This is a genomic window from Paenarthrobacter sp. DKR-5, from assembly GCF_018531425.1.
Taxonomy (GTDB): domain Bacteria; phylum Actinomycetota; class Actinomycetes; order Actinomycetales; family Micrococcaceae; genus DKR-5.
This window is the reverse complement of the sequence record NZ_JAHBOI010000003.1, coordinates 23,467-44,735: the sequence shown is the minus strand read 5'-3', so window position 1 is coordinate 44,735 and position 21,269 is coordinate 23,467. Positions and strand designations below refer to the sequence as shown.

Below are 21,269 nucleotides of genomic sequence, written 5' to 3'. Positions count from 1 at the left end.
CGCATAGCGGACGTGGCGAGGCTGGCTGGCGTATCTGGTTCAACGGTTCGCAGAGCCCTTAAACAGCCCTATGCCCTTACGCCATCCACCCTCGCCAGAGTGCAAGCCGTACTCGATGACTTGCGTGCCACGTCCGCCTCAGCCCATCACAGAGCGGCGGACTCGTTGGTGCCAGCCACGAGGCCGGCGCCAAGGCCGGCCCCGACACCGGGAACCCGCGTTCAGGTGCAACGCGGGCACCGCACCATCAGGGGGACCGTTGATGAATGCATGCCCGACGGCACAATGTTGTGGATCTGGCAGGACCACGGTCACGGGCGGCTCCTCATCGATCCCCACGAAGACCGGATAGTCGCCGTGTCGGAACCCTCCCCAAACCAGCCATAGCGCGTATGCCCTGGTCGATCCGACGCGCCGCACCGACTTCACTTAGGAAGACGCGGCACTGGAAGAGGCGCCGGCAGCACGCACCTGACCGATCGATGCTTCGTGGCCTGGTTTCCCGCAGCCCCTCAGGCGTGCGGCAGCACCAGTTCGGCGTACCGGTCCTTCATGGCGGCGAGCACCTGGTGCCCGTCGGCGTCCCAGATCTGCTGGTTGAAGATTTCCACCTCGATGTCGCCGGTGTAGCCGGCGTCGCGGACCCAGCCGGTGATCGTCGCGAAGTCGATGACGCCGTCGCCCATCATGCCGCGCGAGAGCAGGGCATCGGCGGCGATGGGCAGGTTGAAGTCGCAGACCTGGTAGGACGCGATCCGCCCTTCCCTTCCGGCGCGGGCGATCTGTTCCTGCAGCTGCGGGTCCCACCAGACGTGGAAGGTGTCCACCGCGACGCCGACGGCGGACGCCGGGTAGGGCGCGGCGAGGTCCAGGGCCTGGCCCAGCGTGGAGATCAGTGCCCGGTCCGCCGCGTACATCGGGTGCAGCGGCTCGAGGACCAGCCGGATGCCGTGGTCCGCGGCGAAGGGCACGAGCTCGCCAAGCCTGTCCGCGACGCGCTGCCGGGCGGCCACGATGTCCTTTTCCCCGGGAGCCAGCCCGCCAACGACGAGGAACAACTCCGAGGTGCCGAGCGTCTCTGCCTCGACGACGGCGGCTTTGTTGTCCTCCAACGCCGCCCGCTGCCCCTCGGGGTCGGCCGCGGTGAGGAACCCGCCGCGGCAGAGCGAGGAGACGCGCAGGCCCGCATCGCGGATCATCTTCGCGGCGTTCTCCAGGCCCGCTTCGGCCACCCGGTCCCGCCAGGGTCCGACGGCGGGAATGCCGGCGGCGACGCACCCGGCGACTGCCTGTTCCAGGGTCCATCTTTTCGTGGTGGCTGTGTTCAGCGACAGGCGCGACAGGTCGCTCATCGGGCCGCGCCGTTCACGCCGAGCCACGCCTGCATCCGGGCGGCGGCGAGGTCCGGGTCCTTGAGCAGCCCGGCCTTGTCCGCGAGCCGGAACAGCTCGGACAGATGCAGCACCGAGCGGCCCGCGTGCAGGCCGCCCACCATCTGGAAGCCCGGCTGCGCGCCGTTCAGCCAGGACAGGAACGCGACTCCGGTCTTGTAGAAATACGTCGGCGCCTGGAAGATGTGCCGGCCGAGCGTCTCGGTGGACTTGAGCAGCTCGTAGCCGCGCCGGTCCTCCCCCGCCTCATAGGCCTGCAGGGCGGCCGACGCCACGGGGGCGATCGCCGCGAAGATGCCCAGCAGTGCGTCCGAGTGGTGCGTCCCGTCGCCCTGGATGAGCTGCGGGTAGTTGAAGTCGTCCCCGGTGTAGAGCCGCACGCCGGCCGGCAGCGCCTGCCGCAGCCGGATTTCGTGGTCGGCGTCCAGCAGCGAGACCTTCACGCCGTCGACCTTGTCCGGGTAGGCGCGGATCAGCTGCAGGAACGTCTCCGTGGCTGCTTCGACGTCGTCCGAGCCCCAGTAGCCGGCGAGGGCACGATCGAACATGGTGCCCAGCCAGTGCAGGATGACCGGCCGGTCGGCCTCCGCCAGCAGCGCCGAGTAGACCCGCAGGTAGTCCTCGGGCCCGCGCGCCGCCTGGGCCAGAGCACGGGAGGCCATCAGGATCACCGTGGCGCCGGAGGAGGCGACGACGTCGGCCTGCTCCCGGTAGGCGGCCAGCACGGTGTCGAGTGCCCGCGAGGAGGCCGGGTTGAAGACGGCCGGGTCCAGCTGGTCCGTGCCGGCGCCGCAGGCCAGGTCCCCGCCGGCCGCGGCAGCCTCCTTGGCCGAGCGCTTGATCAGCTCCTGCGTGGCGCCCCAGTCCAGGCCCATCCCGCGCTGCGCGGTGTCCATCGCGTCGGCGACACCGAGCCCGTAGGACCAGAGTTCATGGCGAAAAGCCAGGGTGGAATCCCAGTCGATGACGGCGGGCGCACCGGCCACGTTCTCCGCGGTGACCGACGGGACGACGTGCGCCGCAGCGTAGGCGCGGCGTGCCGTGAACGCAGCCGCGGGCCGTTCCCACGCCGTCGCGGGCTGCGGTTCGTAGTGTTCGAAGGAGCCGTCCGGGAGCGGCAGGTGCAGGCTCACAGCTGGAGCTCCGGGATGTCGAGCGTGCGCCGCTCGGCCGAGGAGCGCAGGCCCAGTTCGGCGAGCTGGACGCCGCGCGCTGCGGAGAGCAGGCCGAAGCGGTGCTCGCGGCCGGCAACGACGTCGCGCAGGAACTCTTCCCACTGCAGCTTGAAGCCGTTGTCCAGGTCCGCGTTGGCCGGCACCTCCAGCCATTGGCTGCGGAAGGATTCGGTCACCGGCAGGTCCGGGTTCCACACCGGTTTCGGGGTATGTGCGCGCTGCTGCGCAACGCACTTGTTCAGCCCGGCGACGGCGGAGCCGTGGGTGCCGTCGACCTGAAACTCGACGAGCTCGTCCCGATACACGCGCACTGCCCAGGATGAGTTGATCTGGGCGAGTACCGGGTCCCCGGCAGGGGTTTCCAGCTCGAAGATGCCGTAGGCGGCGTCGTCCGCGGTGGCGGCGTAGGCGTTGCCGTTCTCGTCCCACCGGACCGGGATGTGGGTGACGGTGTTGGCGCTGACGCTCTTGACGGTGCCGATGATCCCCTCGAGGACGTAGTTCCAGTGGCAGAACATGTCCGTGGCCATTCCGCCGCCGTCTTCCTTGCGGTAGTTCCAGGAGGGACGCTGGGCGGACTGGTGCTCGCCCTCGAACACCCAGTAGCCGAACTCGCCGCGCAGCGAGAGGATGCGGCCGAAGAAGCCCTCGTCCACCAGCCGGCGGAGCTTGACCAGGCCCGGAAGGTAGAGCTTGTCGTGCACGACGCCGGCGGTCACGCCCGCTTCCTTGCCCAGCCGGGCCAGTTCCACGGCCTCTTCGAGCGTCTCGGCGGTCGGCTTTTCGGTGTAGATGTGCTTGCCCGCCGCCATCGCCTTCTTCAGGGTGGCCGCACGCAGGTTGGTCATCGACGCGTCGAACACGATGTCCACGGTCGGGTCCTCGATGATGCCGTCCAGGTCGGTGGTCCACTCGGCCACCTTGTGCAGCTCGGCGAGCTCGCACAGCTTCTCCTCATTGCGGCCCACCAGGATGGGCTCCACGGCCACCTTCGTCCCGTCCTCGAGCGTCAGCCCCGAGTCCCGCAGCGGAAGGATGGAGCGCAGCAGGTGCTGCCGGTACCCCATCCGTCCGGTGATGCCGTTCATGCCGATCCGCAGCGTCTTCGTCGTCGAAGCGTGTCCGGTGCCCATACTTGTCTCCGTTTGTGCCGGGCCCGTTGCCGGGCCTTTCTGAGTGTCGGAAAGCGCATTCCGCTTCGTCCCATGGTGCCGCAGCAGGGCGCCGATGGCAAGCGCATTCCAATACCCCTGTCCGGGTGCGATAATGGCAGCAACTCTCGACCCCGGAGGTAACGTGCCCGCGAGCACCCTGCAGCAAGTCGCCGCCCTGGCCGGCGTTTCCCCGGCCACCGCCTCCCGCGTCCTCAACGGCTCCTCGCGGCGCCCCGGCCCCGAGGTCTCCGAACGAGTCCGGCAGGCCGCCCTCGAACTCGGCTACGTCCCCAACGCCCAGGCGCAGGCCCTGGCGCGCTCGAGCACCGGCCTGCTCGGTCTCGTGGTCCACGACATCTCGGATCCGTACTTCTCGAGCATCGCCCGCGGGGTGCAGGACGCCTCCCGTGAGCGGAACAAGGTGACGCTGCTGGCCAGCACCGGCGGTACGCCCCTGGAGGAGCAGGCCGCGGTCGCCACGTTCGCGGCGCGCCGGGCGGACGCGATCATCATTGCCGGAACCCGAACGAAGGCGCCCGGCCAGGAGGAGGACAACCGTCTGCTGGCCAAGGAGATCGAACGCTACTGCGCCAACGGGGGAAGGGTCGTGTCCATCGGCCAGCCCGTGGTCGGCGCGGAGCCCCGGAAGAACCTGGGCAGCGTCCGGGTCCCGAACGCCGAACTCGCCGGGCTGCTGGCGCGGCGGCTGGTGGAGGCCGGGCACCGGAACTTCCTGGTGCTCGCCGGTCCGGAGGGACTCACGACCTCGGACGAACGGCTGGCCGGCTTCCAGGAGGGGCTGGCGGCCGCCGGAGCCGGACCGGCGCAGGTACACCGGACCGCTTTCAACCGCGACGGCGGCTATGCGGCTGCGCTGCGGCTGGCAGAAGCGGGCGACGCTGGAAAGGACGGACCCACCCGCGGCGACGCGCGCCCCTGCGTCTTCGCGGTCAACGACGTGATGGCCATCGGCGCGATTGCCGGTTTCCGCCAGGCCGGCCTGTACGTCCCGGAGGACCTGGCGGTGGCGGGCTTCGATGACATTGAGACGCTCCGGGACTTCCTTCCCGCGCTGAGCACGGTCCGCCTCCCCTTGGCCGACATCGGCCGCCGCGCGGTCGAAGCCGCCCTGAACGGAGCGGACGACGACGGCGCCGGCCCGGTGCACGGCGAAGTGGTGCTGCGCCGGAGCACCGATCTCTAGCGGGTGATGACCACGTCGAGCCTGCGCGGGCCGTGGACTCCCTCAACCCGCTCGAGTTCAATGTCGCTGGTGGCGCTCGGACCACTGATCATGGTCAGCGGGCGCGTGCCCTCGATCCGGCGCAGCGCCTCGGGCAGGATGCCGGCGATGTCCGCGGCGCGCACCACACACAGGTGGTGGTCCGGGACCAGGCTGATGGCCCGGCGGCCCTGGTTGGGGCTGCCGTCCAGGATGATCGTGCCGGTCTCGGCGACGGCGACGGCGCTGGCCGTCACCACGGCGTCGACGGCGTCGAGCTCAGTGACAGCCAGGGGGGCCGCGGCCGAGTCGACCCGTACGTCGCCGTCGTCGAACCCGGCCAGCCACCCGCCGTCGAGCCCTTCCGGCACCACGACGCTCGACGCGCCGGCGAGCAGCCCGGCGAGGGTTGCGGGCAGCTCGGCCTCGGGCACCACGACGACCTGCGCCTTGTAGTCAATCAGGCGGTCCACCAGCAGCTCGACCAGTTCGTCTTCCCCGAGGCCGGAGTCCTGCCGGTACCCGCGCGGGATCTCCGGCGCCTCCGGGGTGTCCTGGAGGGCGGACCGGATCCGGGCGAGGATGTCGTCGCGGGCGCTCATGCCTGCTCCCCTTCAGTCTTGTGGGTGTCGGTCTTGTGTTCCGTGGCTTTGTGTTCCGTGGCCCACCAGCTGCGGAACGACTCGGACGGCGGCGCCGGAATGTCCCGGCTCTGCGTCCAGCCGCCGGCGATGCCGGGCAGCTTGGTGATCTTCTTGTCCGGACCGGCGGCGAGCCGGCCCAGCGGCAGGCCCTTTTCCACGAGTCCGAGCCGCTTGCCGGAGGACAGCGCCCAGGACGCTGCCTTCATGCCGACGTCCATCTGGCTGGGCAGCTTCTTCTTGCCGCGCTTGCTGTCCACGTCCACGCTGCGCAGGTGCACGAGGATGTCCGGGATGTTGATCTTCACCGGGCACGCGTCGTAGCACGCGCCGCAGAGCGAGGACGCATAGGGCAGGGAGCTGTTTTCCTCGGATTCGATGCCGGTGAGCAGCGGGGAGAGGATGGCGCCGATCGGCCCGGGGTAGGTGGAGCCGTAGGCGTGGCCGCCGGTGCGCTCGTACACCGGGCACACGTTCATGCAGGCGCTGCAGCGGATGCAGTGCAGGGCCGAGCGGCCCATTTCGTCCGCGAGCGCCGCGCTGCGGCCGTTGTCGAGCAGCACCAGGTGCACATTCTGCGGCCCGTCGCCCTCGGTGACGCCGGTCCACAGCGAGGTGTACGGGTTCATCCGCTCCCCGGTCGAGGAGCGCGGGAGCAGCTGCATGAACACCTCGAGGTCCTGCCAGCCCGGCAGCAGCTTCTCCACGCCCATCACCGTGATCAGCGTTTCCGGCAGCGTGAGGCACATGCGGCCGTTACCCTCGGACTCGACGACGGCGAGAGTGCCCGAGTCCGCGAGCGCGAAGTTGGCGCCGGAGACGGCCACCTTGGCGGTGAGGAACTTCCGGCGCAGGTGCGCCCGCGCCGCCATGGCCAGAACCGCGGGGGTGTCCGTCAGCTCCGGGTCCGCGCCGGGCATCTCCCGCAGGAAGATGTCGCGGATCTCGGTGCGGTTCTTGTGGATGGCGGGGACCAGGATGTGGCTGGGCTTGTCGTGGTCGAGCTGGACGATCAGCTCGGCGAGGTCCGTCTCGAATGCGGCGATGCCCTGCTCTTCGAGGTACTCGTTCAGGCCGATTTCCTGCGTGGCCATGGACTTGACCTTGACGACTTCGGTCTCGCCGGTCGCACGCACCAGTCCGGCCACGATCTCGTTGGCCTCGGCGGCGTCGCGGGCCCAGTGGATCACGCCGCCGCCGCCCGTGAAGTTTGCTTCGAACTCCTCCAGCAGCTCCGGCAGCCGCGCCATGACGGACTGCTTGATGGCGCTGCCGGCATCGCGCAGCTGCTCCCAGTCCGGCAGCTCGGAGACCACCTTGAGCCGCTTGTCGCGGATGGTGTGGGTCGCGTGGCCAAGGTTGGCGCGCAGCTGCGCATTGCCGAGCTCCCGGTGCGCGGCCTTGGGGAAGGATTCGGCGGCGTGCAGGTTGCCGGAGCCGAAGACCGGCAGCGAGGGCATGCCCAGGAAGGTCGAGCTCATCGTGCCGCCCTTCCGGTGGAGACGCGCACGTCCCCGGTGACGGAGACCGGGGATTCCTCGGTGCTGGCGAGGATTTCGGCCAAGTGCAAGGTAGTGATGCTGCTCCCCTGCCGCGAGAGGCCGCCGCCGATGTGCATCAGGCAGGACGCGTCCCCGCCGGTGCACAGTTCCGCGCCGGTGGCTGCGATGTTGGCGGCCTTGTCCGCCAGCATCGCGGAGGAGACGTCCGCGTTTTTCATCGAGAACGTGCCGCCGAACCCGCAGCACTGGTCCGCCTCGGGCAGGTCCGCCAGCTCGATCCCGCGGACGCTGCGCAGCAGCTGCGCCTGCCGGTCCCCCAGCCGCAGCAGCCGCATGCCGTGACAGCTGGGGTGGTAGGTGACCCGGTGCGGGAAGTAGGAACCGAGCTGGGCGCCGGCATCGGTCACGCCGAGCACATCCACCAGCAGCTCGGAGAGCTCGTAGGTCCGGGCGCCGACGGCGGTGGCCCGGGCCTCCAGCGCGGCGTCGCCGCAGGAGCGGGCGACCATCGGGTGCTGGTGCTTGACGGAGGCGACGCAGGAACCGGACGGTGCGACGGCGACGTCGTACTCCTCCGCTTCGAAGGCCGCCACATGATTGGCGACGACGGGCACGGCTTCCTTCAGGTAGCCGCTGTTGACGTGCATCTGTCCGCAGCATGCCTGGCCCGCCGGGAACACGACGTCGTGCCCCAGCCGCTCCAGGAGGCGCACGGTGGCCCGGGCTGTCCGCGGGTACATGGCATCCACGATGCAGGTGGCGAAGAGAGCGATTCTCATGGCAGCCTTCCGGCCGGATTTGGATGTGGTCTGACCATAGTAGACCACGTGACGGCCACCACTTCCAACACCCTGCCACTCCGTGAGGCCGGTCACAAGACCACTGAGATCTGCGCTACACTTCCGTGGTCCGACCATTGTGGTCAGACCATCACTTGCTCGTCTCAGTCGTTGTCTCAACGTGGAGGAACTCCGTGGACCACTTCACCCCCAGCACCAACCCGGTGCTGAACAGCGTGGCCTGGTCGGCCATCGTCGGCCTGCTGCCGCTGCTCACCTTCTTCGTCCTGCTGGCCTTCGTGAGGGCGAAGGCCCACGTCGCCGGCGCCTTCGCCCTGGTGGTCGCGCTGGTGGTCGGCATCGTCGCGTTCCACATGCCCCCGGCCCTGGCGGTGCTGTCCGCGTCGCAGGGCGGCGTCTTCGGCGCGTTCCCCGTGCTGTGGATCGTGGTCATGGCGGTCTGGCTCTACCAGGTCACCGTCCTCAGCGGCCGCTTCGAGGACCTGCGCCGGGTCTTCGACGTGATCGGCGGCGGCGACGTCCGACTGCAGGCGGTGCTCATCGCGTTCTGCTTCGGCGGACTGCTCGAGGCCCTCGCCGGGTTCGGCGCCCCGGTGGCGATCACCGCGACCATGCTGCTCGCCCTCGGGCTGCCCCCGCTGCGCGCCGCGGCCGCCGTCCTCGTGGCGAACACCGCTCCGGTGGCCTTCGGCGCGATGGCCATCCCGATCACCACCGCCGCAGGGCTGACCGGGCTGCACGCCACCGACATCGGCTCGATCGTCGGCCGCCAGGCCCCGCTGCTGGCGACCTTCGTGCCGCTGGTCCTGCTCTTCATCCTGGACGGCCGCAAGGGCCTCAGGGACTGCTGGCCCGCCGGGCTCGCCGTCGGCTTCTCCTTCGCACTGACCCAGTTCCTCTGCTCGAACTTCTTCTCCTACGAACTCAGCGACATCGTCGCCTCGCTCGCCGGGCTCGGCGCCGCGGTCCTGTTCTTCCGCGTCTGGTCCCCCAACGGCAGCGCGGCGGCCCGTGAGCGGATGGGTGCGGCGCTCGCCGCCTCCGGCGCCGGCAGCGCGTCGGTTTCCGGCGGCTCCCACGCGGCCGGCACCGGCAGCGTGGCCGTCGCCGAACGGACCGCCCCGGACGGCCTCACGCCCTCGCGCACCTGGCTGGCCCTGTTCCCGTACTTCCTCGTGATCGTGGTCTTCGGCGTCGCCAAGCTCTGGAAGCTCGGGGTGGACCTGCCCGCGTTCCTGGCGGCGACGGACGTGAAGATCCCGTGGCCGATCCTGCACGACGCGTTGGTGAACGGCGAGGGCAAGCCGGTGTCCTCGACCGTGTACGTCTTCCAGTGGCTTTCCAGCCCCGGCACCCTGCTGCTGATCACCGGCCTGATCGTCGCGGCGGTGTACGCCAAGCACGACGACGGCGGCCGTTTCCGCCTCACCGTCGGCGACGCGGTGCTGGAAATCTGGCGGACCATCGTGAAGATGCGCTGGGCGGGCCTGACGATCGTCACGGTGCTGGCACTGGCCTACGTGATGAACAATTCCGGCCAGACCGTCTCGATCGGCACCTGGCTGGCCGGCACCGGCAGCTTCTTCGCCTTCCTCTCCCCCGTGCTGGGCTGGCTGGGCACCGCCGTGACCGGATCGGACACCTCCGCCAACGCGCTGTTCGCCAAGCTGCAGCAGACCGCAGGGATCAAGGCCGGCATCGACCCGAACCTGCTGGTCGCGGCCAACACCTCCGGCGGAGTCGTCGGCAAGCTGATCAGCCCGCAGAACCTCGCCATCGCCGCCACGGCGGTCAACCTTGACGGCCAGGAATCGGTGATTCTGCGTAAGGTAATCGGGTGGAGCGCGGCTCTGCTGCTGGTGCTGTGCACCCTGGCGTTCCTGCAGTCCACCCCCGTCCTGGGCTGGATGCTGCCCTAGCGTCCCGCTCGTCTCGTCCGGCCGTGTGCGGGCCGGCACCCCGGCCCGCACAGCCAGGCCCGATCCGGAAGGAACCACCCGTGGCAACCGATGAAGCAGGAGCTGCGCCCCGGCGCCGCACCTACGATGCGCTCCTGCAGGACATCGAAGCGGACCTGCGTTCGGGCAGGATCAAGCTCGGCGACCGGTTGCCCGGCGAACGTACCCTGGCGGAAAGCTACGGCATCTCCAGAGCCTCGGTGCGCGAGGCCATCCGGATCCTCGACGCGATGGGCGTGCTGCGCAGCTCGGTGGGCTCCGGCCCCACCTCGGGTGCCATTGTCATCTCCGATCCCTCCGCGGGCCTGTCCTCCGCGCTGCGCCTGCATGTGGCCAGCAGCCGGCTGCCGGTGGCCGACATCGTCCAGACCCGCATCCTGCTGGAAACCTGGGCCGCCGAAACCGGGGCCCAGCGCAGCGACGCTGCCGCCGAAGCCGAACTGGAGCAGGCGGGCAAGCTGCTGCTGGCCATGGACGAGCCCGGCCTGGACCGCGATACCTTCCACGAGCTGGACGCCCGCTTCCATGTCGCGCTCAGCTCGCTGGCCGGAAACGCCGTCATCGCCACCATGATGGAGTCCTTGAGCGGCTCCATCGTCGGCTACGTCAGGGATGCCGTGGACACCATTGACGGGTGGGGCGGCGTGCTCGAGGCGCTGCGCGAGCAGCACCACGGCATCTTCGACGCGGTCCAGGCGCACGACGGCACCCTCGCCGCCCGCCTGCTGCGCGAACACATCGAGTGGTTTTACCGGCAGGCGCAGGACGCCACCGCCGGCCACGCCACGCACTGACGCAACCTTTGGAGCACGCATGACCATCACCGCCCCCGCCACCGAAGCGCCGCTGTTCGACCAGCTGGGACTGGACACCATCAGCACCCGGGACCTGGACCGCCGGGCCATGGCGCACGATGCCTCCCATTACCTGCTCATCCCGCAGGCCGTTGCCACTCCCCGCACCGCATCCGACGTGGGCGCGCTGCTGCGGCGGAGCCGGGAACTGAACATCCCGGCCACGTTCCGCTCCGGCGGCACCAGCCTCTCCGGCCAGGCGGTCAGCGACAGCCTGCTGATCAACACCCGCCAGCACTTCCGCGGCATCGAGGTGCTCGACGGCGGCGCGCGGGTCCGCGTGCAGCCCGGCGCCACCGTGCGGAGCGTCAACGCCCGGCTGGCCGCCTTCGGTCGCAAGCTCGGCCCGGACCCGGCCAGCGAGATCGCCTGCACGGTCGGCGGCGTCATCGCCAACAACTCCTCCGGCATGGCCTGCGGCACCGAGTTCAACACATACCGCACGCTCGAGTCGATGGTCCTGGTGCTGCCCTCCGGCACAGTCCTGGACACCGCCGACGCGGACGCGGACGAGCAGCTCCGGCAGCAGGAGCCGGACCTCTTCGAGGGCCTGCTGCGACTGCGCCGCCGCGTCACCGGCAACCCGGAGTCGGTGCGCATCATCACCTCCCTGTTCTCGATGAAAAACACCATGGGCTACGGGGTGAACTCCTTCCTCGACTACGCGAGCCCGGCGCAGATCCTGATGCACCTGATGATCGGCAGCGAGGGCACCCTCGGCTTCGTGGCCGAGGCGACCTTCCGCACGGTCGAGGTGAAACCCGCCGTCGCCACCGGGCTGCTGGTCTTCAACACGCTCGAAGCCGCGACGGCCGCCCTGCCGGACCTGGTCGCCTCGGGGCTGGCGACCATCGAACTGATGGACTCCGCCTCCCTGCGCGTCGCACAGCGGGCCTCCGACGCCCCGGCCGCGATCCGGTCCCTGCCCGTCACCGGGCACGCGGCGCTGCTGGTGGAGCACCAGGGCACCGACCCCGCCGAGCTCTCCTTCAAGCGGGAAAGCTCGAAGCCGCTGTTCGACGCGCTGGACCTCGCCGCACCCTTCGCCATGACCGCCGATGCGAAGGAACGTGCGGCGCTCTGGCATGTGCGCAAGGGCCTCTACACCACGGTGGCCGGGGCGCGGCCTTCGGGCACCAACGCACTGCTGGAGGACATTGTCGTGCCCGTGCCGGCCCTGGCCGGCACCTGCGCGGAGCTGACCAGGCTGTTCGGCGCGCACCGGTACGAGGAGTCTGTGATCTTCGGCCACGCCAAGGACGGCAACGTGCACTTCATGCTCAACGAGCGCTTCGACGACCCGGCCCAGCTGCTGCGCTACCAGGCCTTCACGGACGACATGGTGGACCTGGTCCTCGGGGCCGGCGGCTCGCTCAAGGCCGAGCACGGCACCGGCCGGATCATGGCCCCCTTCGTCCGCCGGCAGTACGGCGATGAACTCTATTCGGTTATGCAGGAAATCAAGCAGCTGATTGATCCCGCCCATCTTCTCAACCCCGGAGTCCTGCTCGCCGAGGAGCCGCTCTCCTATGTGGAGAACCTGAAGGTTGCGCCCACGGTGGAGGAGGAAGTGGACCGCTGTGTCGAGTGCGGGTACTGCGAACCGGTCTGCCCGAGCAAGGACATCACGCTCACTCCGCGCCAGCGCATCGTGCTGCGGCGCGAAATGGCCGCTGCCGAACAGCGCGGAGACCACGCCCTGGCGGAGCGGCTGCGCAAGGACTACGACTACGACGGCGTGCAGACCTGCGCGGCGGACGGCATGTGCGTGACCGCCTGCCCGGTGCTCATCAACACCGGCGACCTGGTCCGCCGGCTCCGGAAGGAGAACGCGAACGCCGTCGCCGAGGCCGGCTGGAAGACGGCCGCTGCGAGCTGGGGCGCGGTTACCACGGGCGGCGGGCTGGCCCTCACGGTCGCCAAGTCCGTGCCCGCCCCGCTGGCCAAGGCTGCGACCTCCGTGGGGCGCGCGCTGCTGGGGTCCGAGACGGTTCCCGCCTACGACTCCGTGCTGCCCGCCGGCGGATCGAAGCGGAAGCCGCGCCGGGATCCCGACAGCGTGGCGGTCTTCTTCCCGGCCTGCATCGGGACTATGTTCGGACCGGCGGACGCCGGCAGCCCGGCGGACGCCGGCTCCGGCAAAACCCCCGGCCGCGGCAAGGGCTCCATGCAGGCCTTCCTGGACCTCTGCGAGCGGGCACGCGTCGGCGTCACCGTGCCCGAGGGCATTGAAAGCCTCTGCTGCGGCACCCCGTGGAAGTCGAAGGGCTTCTCGCGGGGCTACGCCGCCATGTCCGCGAAGGTGCTGGACGGGCTGTACGAGGCCAGCGGGCAGGGAGCCTTGCCCGTGGTCTGCGACGCGGCGTCGTGCACCGAGGGCCTGGAGACCATGAAGCGGCTCGCCCTGGAGGACAGCGAGCGGTACGCCGGGCTGCGCTTCGTGGACTCAGTGGAGTTCGTGCACCGGGCCGTGCTGCCGCACCTGAACGTCACTACGCCGCTGGAGTCCCTCGCCCTGCACCCGACGTGCTCGTCCACGCAACTGGGCACGAACGACGCCCTGATGGACATCGCCCGGACCGTAACGGACGACGTCTTCGTGCCGCTGAACTGGGGCTGCTGCGCCTTCGCCGGGGACCGCGGGCTGCTGCACCCGGAGCTGACCGAGTCGGCCACGGACAAGCAGGCACGGGAGATCAACGAGCGGGAGTTCGCCGCGTACGCCTCCACCAACCGCACCTGCGAACTCGGCATGTCGAAGGCCACCGGACATTCCTACCGGCATCTGCTGGAAGTGCTGGAGGAAGCCACCCGTCCCGCTGAGGCAAGCCCCGCCGCGGCCGGGCCAGCGGCCGGAGGCCCCGCGCGGTGACGGCGGCCGGGCGGCTGACCACACCGGGCCCGGACGACGACGCCGGCATCCCCGGCTACCTGCGTGCCCTGGGCCTCCCGGGATTGGCCGACATCCATGTGCATTTCCTCCCGGAGGCGATGCTGCGCAAGGTCTGGGCCTACTTCGACGCTGCCGAGGAAACCTACGGCCGCGCCTGGCCGATCACGTACCGGTTGAGCGAGCAGGAGCGCTTGGAGCGGCTGCGCAGGTTCGGGCTCAGGGCCATTCCCGCGCTCTCCTATCCGCACAAGCCGGGCATGGCGGAATGGCTGAACGCCTGGAGCCTTGACTTCGCCCGCCGCACGCCCGGCGCGCTGCGCTGCGCGACGCTGTACCCGGAGCCCGGCGCCGGGGAGTATGTCCGGCGGGCGCTCGACGACGGCGCCCAGCTGTTCAAGATGCACGTCCAGGTGGGCCGGTTCGCCCCGCATGACCCGCTGCTGGACGAGGCCTGGACCGAACTGGAAAACGCCGGCGTGCCGGTCGTCATCCATGTGGGGTCTGCGCCGCTGTCCGGGAAGTTCACCGGTCCGGATCACCTGCGGCGGCTGCTCGAGAAGCACCCGCGGCTCGTCCTCGTCGTCGCCCACATGGGGATGCCCGAATACGACGCGTTTGCCGACCTCGTGGAGGAGCACCCCGGCGTCCACCTGGACACCACCATGGTGGGCACCGACTTCACCAACCAGTTCGCCCCGCTGCCCGGCAGCTACCTCGAACGGCTGCCGGCGCTGCGCTCGCGCATCATCCTCGGCTCGGACTTCCCGAACATCCCCTACCCGTACGCACACCAGCTGCAGGCGCTGGCCCGGCTGGACCTCGGCGACGACTGGATGCGCGCCGTGCTGTGGGACAACGGCGCCCGCCTGCTCGGCCTCGACTGACCCACTCGACCAACCGGCCCGGCCAGCCGCCCCGGCTAGCCGTAAAGCCGGGCCGCGGCGGCGAGCAGGCGGTCGTCGTCGTGCAGGTTGCCCACGAGCTGCACGCCCACCGGGAGCCCGGACGGGCCGGTGAGCAGCGGAAGCGAGACCGTCGGGCAGCCGAGCAGCGTCCAGGACCGGCAGAACAGCGGGTCCCCGGTTCCCTCCTCGGCCAGCGGTGCCTCGCCCTTGACCGCGGGGACGACGAGCGCGTCGATGCCATCGAAGACGGAGGCAAGCTCCTCCCGGCAGGCCTCGGCGAGCTCCAGTGCCTGCCGGTACTCGTGCTCGGGAATCCGCGCGCCGCGCTTGAGCAGCTCAGTCAGCTTCTCGCTCACCAGCGGCCAATTGTCCTCGCAGCGCGGGCCCAGGTTCCGGGCGGCTTCATACTCCATCACGGTGTTTTGCGCCGCGGTCAGGCCATCGAAATTCCCGGGAAGCTCGACGCCGACCGCGTCGATCCCCTTCCCGCGCAGGCTCTGCTTCAGCCCCTCGATGCCGTCCCGGGTGTACTGCTCGGCCTGGTCCCATTCGACCGGCCGGGCGAATCCGAGCCGCAGCGGTTCCGTCGATTCTTCGGACGCAGAAGCCGATGCCCCCGCGCGCAGCACGTCGAAGACCACGGCGACGTCCGCCACGCTGCGCGCCAGCAGGCCGACCGTGTCCAGCGTCTCGCTCACCAGCAGCACGCCCTCGCGGTCGACGGCACCGAAGGTCGGCTTGAAGCCGACGATGCCGCAGAACGACGCCGGCCGGGTGACCGAGCCGGCGGTCTGGGTGCCGAGGGCGACCGGGAGCAGGCCCGCGCCCACGGCCGCTGCCGATCCGCTGGACGAGCCTCCCGGCGTCCGCGCCGGATCGAGCGGGTTGCGGGTGGGGCCGGCCTGGAACAGGGCGAACTCGGTCGTGACGGTCTTGCCGACCGGCAGGGCCCCGGCGTCGCGCAGGATCCTGACGACGGCGGCGTCCCGCCCGGGCCGGTGGCCGCGGTAGATCGCGGAGCCGTACTCGGCGGGCAGGTCGGCGGTGTCGATGAGGTCCTTGACGCCTACCGGAAGCCCGCGGAGCGGCAGGCCCTCCGCGCCGGGGTCGTCCAGCCGGCGGGCCGTGCGCCGTACGAGCTCCTCATCGAGGTGCGCGAAGGCCCTGAGTTCCGGCTCCCGTTCCCGGATCGCGGCCAGGCAGGACTCGGCGACGTCGGAGACGCTTCGGCCGGACGCGACGGCCGTGAGGACCTCCGACGCCGGCGGCTCAACCCGCTCAGACATGCGGCATGATCAGCATCGCGACGCCGAAGATGACGAAGCCGACCAGGAACGCCGCCACGGTGTACCCCATGACCTTGCGCACGCTGAGCTTGGCGATGGCGAGCACCGGCAGCAGCCAGAACGGCTGGATCATGTTCGCTACGGCCTCGCCCGCGGCGACGGACATGGACACCTTGCCCAGGTAAGCCGGCGAGCTCTGGCCCAGCTGGCGGGCGGCCTCGACGGCGATGGGGCCCTGGACGCCCCAGTGGCCGCCGCCGGAGGGCACGAAGAGCGAGATGATGATGGAGCCGAGGAAGTTCAGGAACGGCAGTGTCGCCGTCGTCGCGCCGGCCACGATCGAGGCGGAGATGACCGCCTGCAGCGGCTTGCTGTGCGCGTCCGGGGCGTAGGCGAGCAGGCCCACGATGCCGCCGTACAGCGGGTACTGCAGCAGCAGCGGTCCGCAGGTCTTGGCCGCTTCGGTGAAGGAGCGGATGAAGCGGATCGGGGTGCCGTGCAGCAGGGCCGCGAGGATGGTGAAGAGCATCACCATGGAGGAGATGTTCAGGTTGAAGCCGCTGATCACGAAGTAGGCCGCGCCGGCGAGGAAGAGCAGGACGTTGAGGATCCAGAGTCCCTCGAGCCGGTCGGCGAAGGACCGGCGGACGCCCTCCGGCCGTGCCTCGGCGGCTCCCGTACCGGCTGCGTCCGCGCCGAGCAGCGCCTCGCGGTCGACGTCGTCGGTGGCGTGCGGGGCCATCTTCCAGATCAGCAGCGCCAGCGCCGCGATGGCGACCAGTACGGTCACCCAGCTGTAGGGCTGGAGGATCGTCAGGTCCAGCGGCACCAGCTGGTGGGTCGCGGTGAAGATGACGTTCAGCTTGCTGGTCGGGTCCGTGTTGGCCAGCGCGATGGAGCTGGAGAAACCGTTGGTCCAGAGCATGTAGCCCATGTACCCGGCGGCGATCATGTAGCCGAAGTTGGCCTTGTCGAGCCGCGCGAAGATCCGCCGGCCGAGCAGCGCGCCCACCACCAGGCCCAGGCCCCAGTTGAGGATGTTCGCCACGGCGGCCGCGCCGAAGCACATCAGGGCGCCTTCGATCTGGTTCCGCGGCTTGGAAGCCAGCCAGATCAGGCCCCGCTTCACGGCAGGGGCCTCGGCCAGGGTGTAGCCGCTGACCAGGATCAGCACCATCTGCAGCGCGAAGGTGAAGATGTTGTTGGTGCCCCAGACGCCCTGGTACCAGCTCGTCAGGATGCCCGCGCCGGATGCGTTCGGCACCCAGAGCAGGATCATCACGACCACAAGCAGGGTCAGGATGACGGCGAACAGGAACGGATCCGGCATGAACCGCTCGACGTAGCGGACACAGAGGTCGGTGAAACGCTGGATGGGGCTCTTCCGCGGAGCCGCGACGCTGGTGGCGCCGTGGGCCTCGGTCTTCGGTGTGCTGGACATGACTTCCTCAAGGTTCGGGGCCGGCACTGTCCCTTCGCTTCAGCTTCTTTGGTGCTGGGACTTCGGTGGCCGACGTTCGGGAACTTACCACCGAGTAGGAGTCTGTCCGGGGCGCAACGCCGGTTATTCGACCGTCAGCTCACCCATCCGGCCCCAGCCTTCGGCGGCGATCTTCTCGCTGATGATGTGCGGGGTCTCTACCAACGCCTGCGGCATGTCCTGCATGGCCTTGGTGAAGTGATCGCTGTTGACGTGCGCCTCGGCGGCGTCGTCCTTGAATGCCTCGACCAGCACGAACTCGTTGGGGTTGTCCACGCTGCGGGACCAGTCGAACCAGAGGTTGCCCGGCTCGCGGCGGGTGGCTTCGGTGAAGTCGCGGGTGAGGTCCAGCCACCGGTCGGACCAGTCGGGCTTGACGTTGAACTTGACGACGATGAAGATCATCTGGCTTCTGCCTTCCAGGGTTCGCGTGTGCTGCATCTTCCGCTTCCTGTCTATCACGGGCGCGCAGCCTGCCTAGACTGGCAGCACGGCGTCCGCCTCCACCAGGCGCCTACCTCAACGAACGGGGAATCACGATGACCGTACTGATCGCGGGCTGCGGGGATCTGGGCACCGAAGCCGGGCTGCGCTTCGCGGCCGCCGGGCACCGGGTGGTCGGCTGGCGGCGCAGTCCGGGGAAGCTCCCGCCCCAGCTCGAAGGGGTCGCGGCGGACCTGACCGCGGAGCTGCCGCCGGTTCCGGCGGACACGGACATCGTCGTCGTCTCCCCGGCGGCCGGCGAGCGCAGCGAAGAGGTCTACCAGGCCACCTATGTGGACGGGCTGCGCAACGTGCTCGACGCCCTTGAGCGCGACGGCGTGCAGCCGCGGCGGGTGCTCTTCGTCTCCTCGACAGCTGTGTACGGGGAAGCCGACGGCGGCTGGGTGGACGAGCAGTCCCCCGCCGAGCCTGCCTCGCCGACCGGCCGGATCATCCGCCGGGCCGAGGACCTGCTCCACGAGCGCGTGCCGGGTTCGACAGTGCTGCGGCTGGCGGGCATCTACGGTCCGGGCCGGACCCGGCTGATCGACCAGGTCCGCAACGGGACCGCCGAGCTGCCCGCGGCGCCGCAGTTCACCAACCGGATCCACCGCGACGACGCCGCGGCCGCGATCGTGCACCTGGCCACGGCGGTCCAGGAGCCGGCTCCGGTGTGCATCGGGGTGGACTCGGAGCCGGCGGACCTGCGGGACGTGCTGCTGTTCCTCGCCGGCGAGCTTGGCCTCCCGGAGCCTCCCACAGCGGACCGGGAATCCGCCCGCGGCGGGGCGAAGCGCTGCGCCAACGCCCTGCTGCTTAGTACAGGGTTCAGCTTCGAGTTTCCGACCTACCGGGAGGGCTACCGGGCCATCCTGGCTGGCCGCGGCGAGCGGCACCCGTAGCTGCCTGCGCGGCCTCCGCCGCCAACTCTGCCCGCGGACGGGCTGCGGGCGCGCTCCAAGAGCCCTCACGGTCCCGGTCCGGAGGCAACGGCGGGCAGAGTTGGCGGGACCTCCCCGCGAAGTAAGGCCTGCGCGGCTACCCGAGGGTCGGGTCGAGCTGTTCCTTGACCATGTCCTCGCTGCGCTCCCAAAGCTGCCTGGCGATCTCCGGGTTGGAGGCGACCTTGTTCGCCCGGGCGACCTTGCGCTTGGCGTAGTACTCGCCGGGGATCCAGTCCTTGAACGGTTCGGCCGTCGCCAGCCAGAGCAGCGTGTCCGCACCCTGTTCGGGGGTGAGCATCAGCCGGCGCAGCACCGAGTTGTAAGCGTGGCGCATCGGGCTGGTCGAATCGGCCGAGAAGTTGGTGGCCACGCCGCCGGGGTGGAACGCCGCCGTCGTGATCCCCTCCGAAGCGAACCGGCGGTGCAGTTCCTTGGTGAAGAGGATGTTGGCGAGCTTGCTATCCCCGTAGGCCTTGTTCGGCGAGTACTTGCGTTCGGCGTCGAGGTCGTCGATGTCGAACCGCGCGAAGATCACGTTGGCGACGCTGGAGGTGTTGATGACCCGCGCCTTGCTCTGCACCAGCGTGTCCATCAGCAGGTTGGTGAGCAGGAACGGCGCGAGGTGGTTCACCTGGAAGGTCTTTTCGTGCCCGTCCACGGTCAGCTGCCGCTCCCCCATGATGCCGCCGGCGTTGTTGGCGAGCACGTCGATCCGCGGGTACTTCTCCTTCAGCGCCGCGGCGAGCTCCCGGACCTGCGCGAGCTCGGCGAAGTCGGAGACGAAGTGCTCCGCCCCCAGTTCGTCGGCAATCCGCTTGGTCTTTTCCGCGGAGCGGCCGACGACGACGACCTTCTCGCCGAAGCGGGTGAACACCCGCGCCGCCGCAGCCCCGATCCCGTCGCTGGCTCCGGTGATGACAATCGTGCGCTCGCTCATGGGTCCGTCCTTCATCGGGTCATGGTTACCGCTGGGTAGAACGGCGGGGCGGCCCCCGTTGTTCCACCGGCGGTCCGCCGTCCGCGCGCTGAGGACATCACTCTCGATTTCCTCCCCGTTCTCGGTTAGGTTGGCCGCGGAAGCCCAGCATCGAAGGAGATCAGCATGAGCACCGACGCCACGCCCGCGGACGCCGCAGCTGCACCCGCACCCGCTCCCTGGCAGGAACGCATCGTTCCCGGGCGGTTCGAGGGCCGCACGGTCATCGTCACCGGCGCGGGTTCCGGCATCGGGCTGGCGACGGCCCTGCGGGTGGCGCGCGAGGGCGGCCGCGTCGTCGCGGCGGACGTGAGCCAGGAACGGCTCGACGCACTCGTCCGCGAGCACAGTGACCTGGACCTGGTGCCGGTCGCCGGGGACATTTCGTCCGAGGAGGTCGTCGCCGAGGTGGTCGCCGCGGCCGGCGGACGGGTGGACGGGCTCGCGAACATCGCCGGCATCATGGACAGCTTCGCCCCGGTCCACGAACTCGACGACGCGACCTGGGAGCGGGTCATGCGGGTTAACGTCACCGCCATCATCCGGCTTACCCGCGCCGTCGTGCCGCTGATGCTCGACGCCGGCCACGGCTCCGTGGTCAACGTTTCCTCCGAGGCGGGCATCCGCGGTTCCGCCGCCGGCGTCGCCTACACGGCGTCCAAGCACGCCGTCGTCGGCATCACCCGGAACTCCGCCGTGATGTACGGCCCGCGCGGGCTGCGGTTCAACACCGTCGCCCCCGGCGCGACGATCACCAACATCGAGGCGCATTTCGCCTCTGAGCTCGCCGCCCAGCGCCTCGGCCCGTTCATGCAGGCCAACGTCGGCACGCCCGCCCAAGCCGCCGAGCTCGCCGCGTCCATCACGTTCCTGCTCAGTGACGACGGCACCAACGTCAACGGCGTCGTCCTGCCCTCCGACGGCGGCTGGAACGCGATCTGAGCGGGCTCACGCCGGTCCAGGCCCTCGCGGGTTCAAGGCCGTCCGGCAGAATGGAAGCATGACCCTCACAACGTTCGCGCTTATCCGCCACGGCCAGACCGACTGGAACGCGCAGCGCCGGCTGCAGGGCTCCTCCGACATTCCGCTCAACGATATCGGCCGCGGCCAGGCCCGGGACGCTGTCGCCGCCCTTACCGGTTACGAGTGGGACGCGGTCGTGTCTTCCCCGCTCGTCCGGGCCGCGGAGACGGCGGACCTGATCGCCGCCGGGCTTGGGACCAGCGTCGCACGCAGGGTTCCGGAGCTGACCGAGCGGGACTTCGGCCCGGCCGAGGGCATGCAGGACGGGCCCGAGCTCGACAAGATGCGCATCCCCGGCGGCTTCCGCGGCGCCGAGAGCGAGGACGAAGCCGCGGACCGCGGCCTCGCCGCCCTGGAAGCCCTCGCGGAGGAGTTCCGCGGGCAGCGGCTCCTCGTCGTCACGCACGGAACGCTGATCCGCGTCAGCCTGAGCCGCGCCGTCGGCCGTAAACTGCAGAGCATCGACAACGCAGTGCTGAACCTCGCGCACCACCACGCCGTCGAGGGCTGGCAACTGGAGTACTTAAACGGCGAACCGGTCACCACCTTCTCGCGGGGGTGACCGGTTCGCAGCAGCTTTCG

At 70.0% G+C, this 21,269-nt stretch carries 19 protein-coding genes; 9 read left to right on the top strand and 10 right to left on the bottom strand.

The annotated features are described in order from the left end of the window. The first annotated feature begins 12 nt into the window (after positions 1-12). Entirely contained in the window at positions 13-387 is a 375-nt protein-coding gene (locus KIH31_RS18475) for a hypothetical protein (RefSeq protein ID WP_374224864.1), read from the top strand. A 125-nt stretch (positions 388-512) separates the two neighbouring features. Here KIH31_RS18475 and KIH31_RS06515 read toward each other — a convergent pair whose 3' ends face one another. From KIH31_RS06515 to KIH31_RS06505, 3 genes are read right to left on the bottom strand one after another with little or no spacing between them, the layout of a single operon-like run. After that, positions 513-1,352, bottom strand: coding sequence for a sugar phosphate isomerase/epimerase (locus KIH31_RS06515; protein WP_214426301.1), 840 nt, complete (start codon positions 1,350-1,352; stop codon positions 513-515). Then, the gene (locus KIH31_RS06510; RefSeq protein ID WP_214426300.1) at positions 1,349-2,524 is read right to left on the bottom strand and encodes a dihydrodipicolinate synthase family protein; all 1,176 of its coding nucleotides are present in this window, start codon (positions 2,522-2,524) and stop codon (positions 1,349-1,351) included. The genes KIH31_RS06515 and KIH31_RS06510 overlap by 4 nt, the downstream gene beginning before the upstream one ends. After that, on the bottom strand, positions 2,521-3,699 hold the full coding sequence (locus tag KIH31_RS06505) for a Gfo/Idh/MocA family protein (RefSeq protein WP_214426299.1): 1,179 nt from the start codon (positions 3,697-3,699) through the stop codon (positions 2,521-2,523). The genes KIH31_RS06510 and KIH31_RS06505 overlap by 4 nt, the downstream gene beginning before the upstream one ends. A 163-nt stretch (positions 3,700-3,862) precedes the next feature. Here KIH31_RS06505 and KIH31_RS06500 point away from each other — a divergent pair, with 163 nt between their 5' ends. Then, entirely contained in the window at positions 3,863-4,924 is a 1,062-nt protein-coding gene (locus KIH31_RS06500) for a LacI family DNA-binding transcriptional regulator (protein WP_214426774.1), read from the top strand. Here KIH31_RS06500 and KIH31_RS06495 read toward each other — a convergent pair. The 3 genes from KIH31_RS06495 to KIH31_RS06485 are packed head-to-tail and all read right to left on the bottom strand — an operon-like array spanning position 4,921 to position 7,864. Then, on the bottom strand, positions 4,921-5,544 hold the full coding sequence (locus KIH31_RS06495) for an LUD domain-containing protein (RefSeq protein WP_214426298.1): 624 nt from the start codon (positions 5,542-5,544) through the stop codon (positions 4,921-4,923). The genes KIH31_RS06500 and KIH31_RS06495 overlap by 4 nt on opposite strands. Beyond that, positions 5,541-7,064 (bottom strand): LutB/LldF family L-lactate oxidation iron-sulfur protein, encoded by a 1,524-nt coding sequence (locus KIH31_RS06490; RefSeq protein WP_214426297.1) that lies wholly within the window; start codon positions 7,062-7,064, stop codon positions 5,541-5,543. The genes KIH31_RS06495 and KIH31_RS06490 overlap by 4 nt, the downstream gene beginning before the upstream one ends. Then, positions 7,061-7,864 carry a (Fe-S)-binding protein gene (locus KIH31_RS06485; RefSeq protein ID WP_214426296.1) on the bottom strand — a complete coding sequence of 268 codons (804 nt, stop codon included), beginning with the start codon at positions 7,862-7,864 and terminating at the stop codon, positions 7,061-7,063. The genes KIH31_RS06490 and KIH31_RS06485 overlap by 4 nt, the downstream gene beginning before the upstream one ends. A gap of 194 nt (positions 7,865-8,058) precedes the next feature. Here KIH31_RS06485 and KIH31_RS06480 point away from each other — a divergent pair, with 194 nt between their 5' ends. The 4 genes from KIH31_RS06480 (at position 8,059) to KIH31_RS06465 (ending at position 14,474) form a co-directional block, all read left to right on the top strand. Continuing rightward, positions 8,059-9,804, top strand: a complete 1,746-nt coding sequence (locus KIH31_RS06480; protein ID WP_214426295.1) for an L-lactate permease — start codon at positions 8,059-8,061, stop codon at positions 9,802-9,804. A gap of 80 nt (positions 9,805-9,884) precedes the next feature. Further along, positions 9,885-10,637 carry a FadR/GntR family transcriptional regulator gene (locus tag KIH31_RS06475; RefSeq protein WP_214426294.1) on the top strand — a complete coding sequence of 251 codons (753 nt, stop codon included), beginning with the start codon at positions 9,885-9,887 and terminating at the stop codon, positions 10,635-10,637. A 19-nt stretch (positions 10,638-10,656) separates the two neighbouring features. Then, on the top strand, positions 10,657-13,569 hold the full coding sequence (locus KIH31_RS06470; RefSeq protein WP_214426293.1) for an FAD-binding and (Fe-S)-binding domain-containing protein: 2,913 nt from the start codon (positions 10,657-10,659) through the stop codon (positions 13,567-13,569). Then, positions 13,566-14,474, top strand: coding sequence for an amidohydrolase family protein (locus KIH31_RS06465; RefSeq protein WP_307857567.1), 909 nt, complete (start codon positions 13,566-13,568; stop codon positions 14,472-14,474). Before KIH31_RS06470 ends, KIH31_RS06465 begins: the two co-directional genes overlap by 4 nt. A 35-nt stretch (positions 14,475-14,509) precedes the next feature. On the opposite strand, the gene KIH31_RS06460 is transcribed toward KIH31_RS06465, so the two are convergent. The 3 genes from KIH31_RS06460 to KIH31_RS06450 all read right to left on the bottom strand — a co-directional run bounded on the left by KIH31_RS06460 (position 14,510) and on the right by KIH31_RS06450 (position 17,666). Beyond that, complete coding sequence (locus KIH31_RS06460) at positions 14,510-15,781, bottom strand: amidase (RefSeq protein WP_214426292.1); 1,272 nt, start codon at positions 15,779-15,781, stop codon at positions 14,510-14,512. Beyond that, on the bottom strand, positions 15,774-17,222 hold the full coding sequence (locus tag KIH31_RS06455; RefSeq protein ID WP_214426291.1) for a TIGR00366 family protein: 1,449 nt from the start codon (positions 17,220-17,222) through the stop codon (positions 15,774-15,776). Before KIH31_RS06455 ends, KIH31_RS06460 begins: the two co-directional genes overlap by 8 nt. A 123-nt stretch (positions 17,223-17,345) precedes the next feature. Beyond that, positions 17,346-17,666: a putative quinol monooxygenase gene (locus KIH31_RS06450; RefSeq protein ID WP_214426772.1), complete on the bottom strand. Its 321-nt coding sequence runs from the start codon at positions 17,664-17,666 to the stop codon at positions 17,346-17,348. A 134-nt stretch (positions 17,667-17,800) separates the two neighbouring features. Here KIH31_RS06450 and KIH31_RS06445 point away from each other — a divergent pair, with 134 nt between their 5' ends. Next, positions 17,801-18,646 (top strand): SDR family oxidoreductase, encoded by an 846-nt coding sequence (locus KIH31_RS06445; RefSeq protein WP_214426290.1) that lies wholly within the window; start codon positions 17,801-17,803, stop codon positions 18,644-18,646. 136 nt (positions 18,647-18,782) lie between these two features. Here KIH31_RS06445 and KIH31_RS06440 read toward each other — a convergent pair whose 3' ends face one another. Next, complete coding sequence (locus KIH31_RS06440) at positions 18,783-19,625, bottom strand: SDR family oxidoreductase (protein ID WP_214426289.1); 843 nt, start codon at positions 19,623-19,625, stop codon at positions 18,783-18,785. 165 nt (positions 19,626-19,790) lie between these two features. On the opposite strand from KIH31_RS06440, the gene KIH31_RS06435 reads away from it, so the two are divergent. Then, entirely contained in the window at positions 19,791-20,606 is an 816-nt protein-coding gene (locus tag KIH31_RS06435) for an SDR family NAD(P)-dependent oxidoreductase (protein WP_214426288.1), read from the top strand. Positions 20,607-20,664: 58 nt separating this feature from the next. Then, the gene (locus KIH31_RS06430; protein ID WP_214426287.1) at positions 20,665-21,249 is read left to right on the top strand and encodes a histidine phosphatase family protein; all 585 of its coding nucleotides are present in this window, start codon (positions 20,665-20,667) and stop codon (positions 21,247-21,249) included. Positions 21,250-21,269 lie beyond the last annotated feature (20 nt).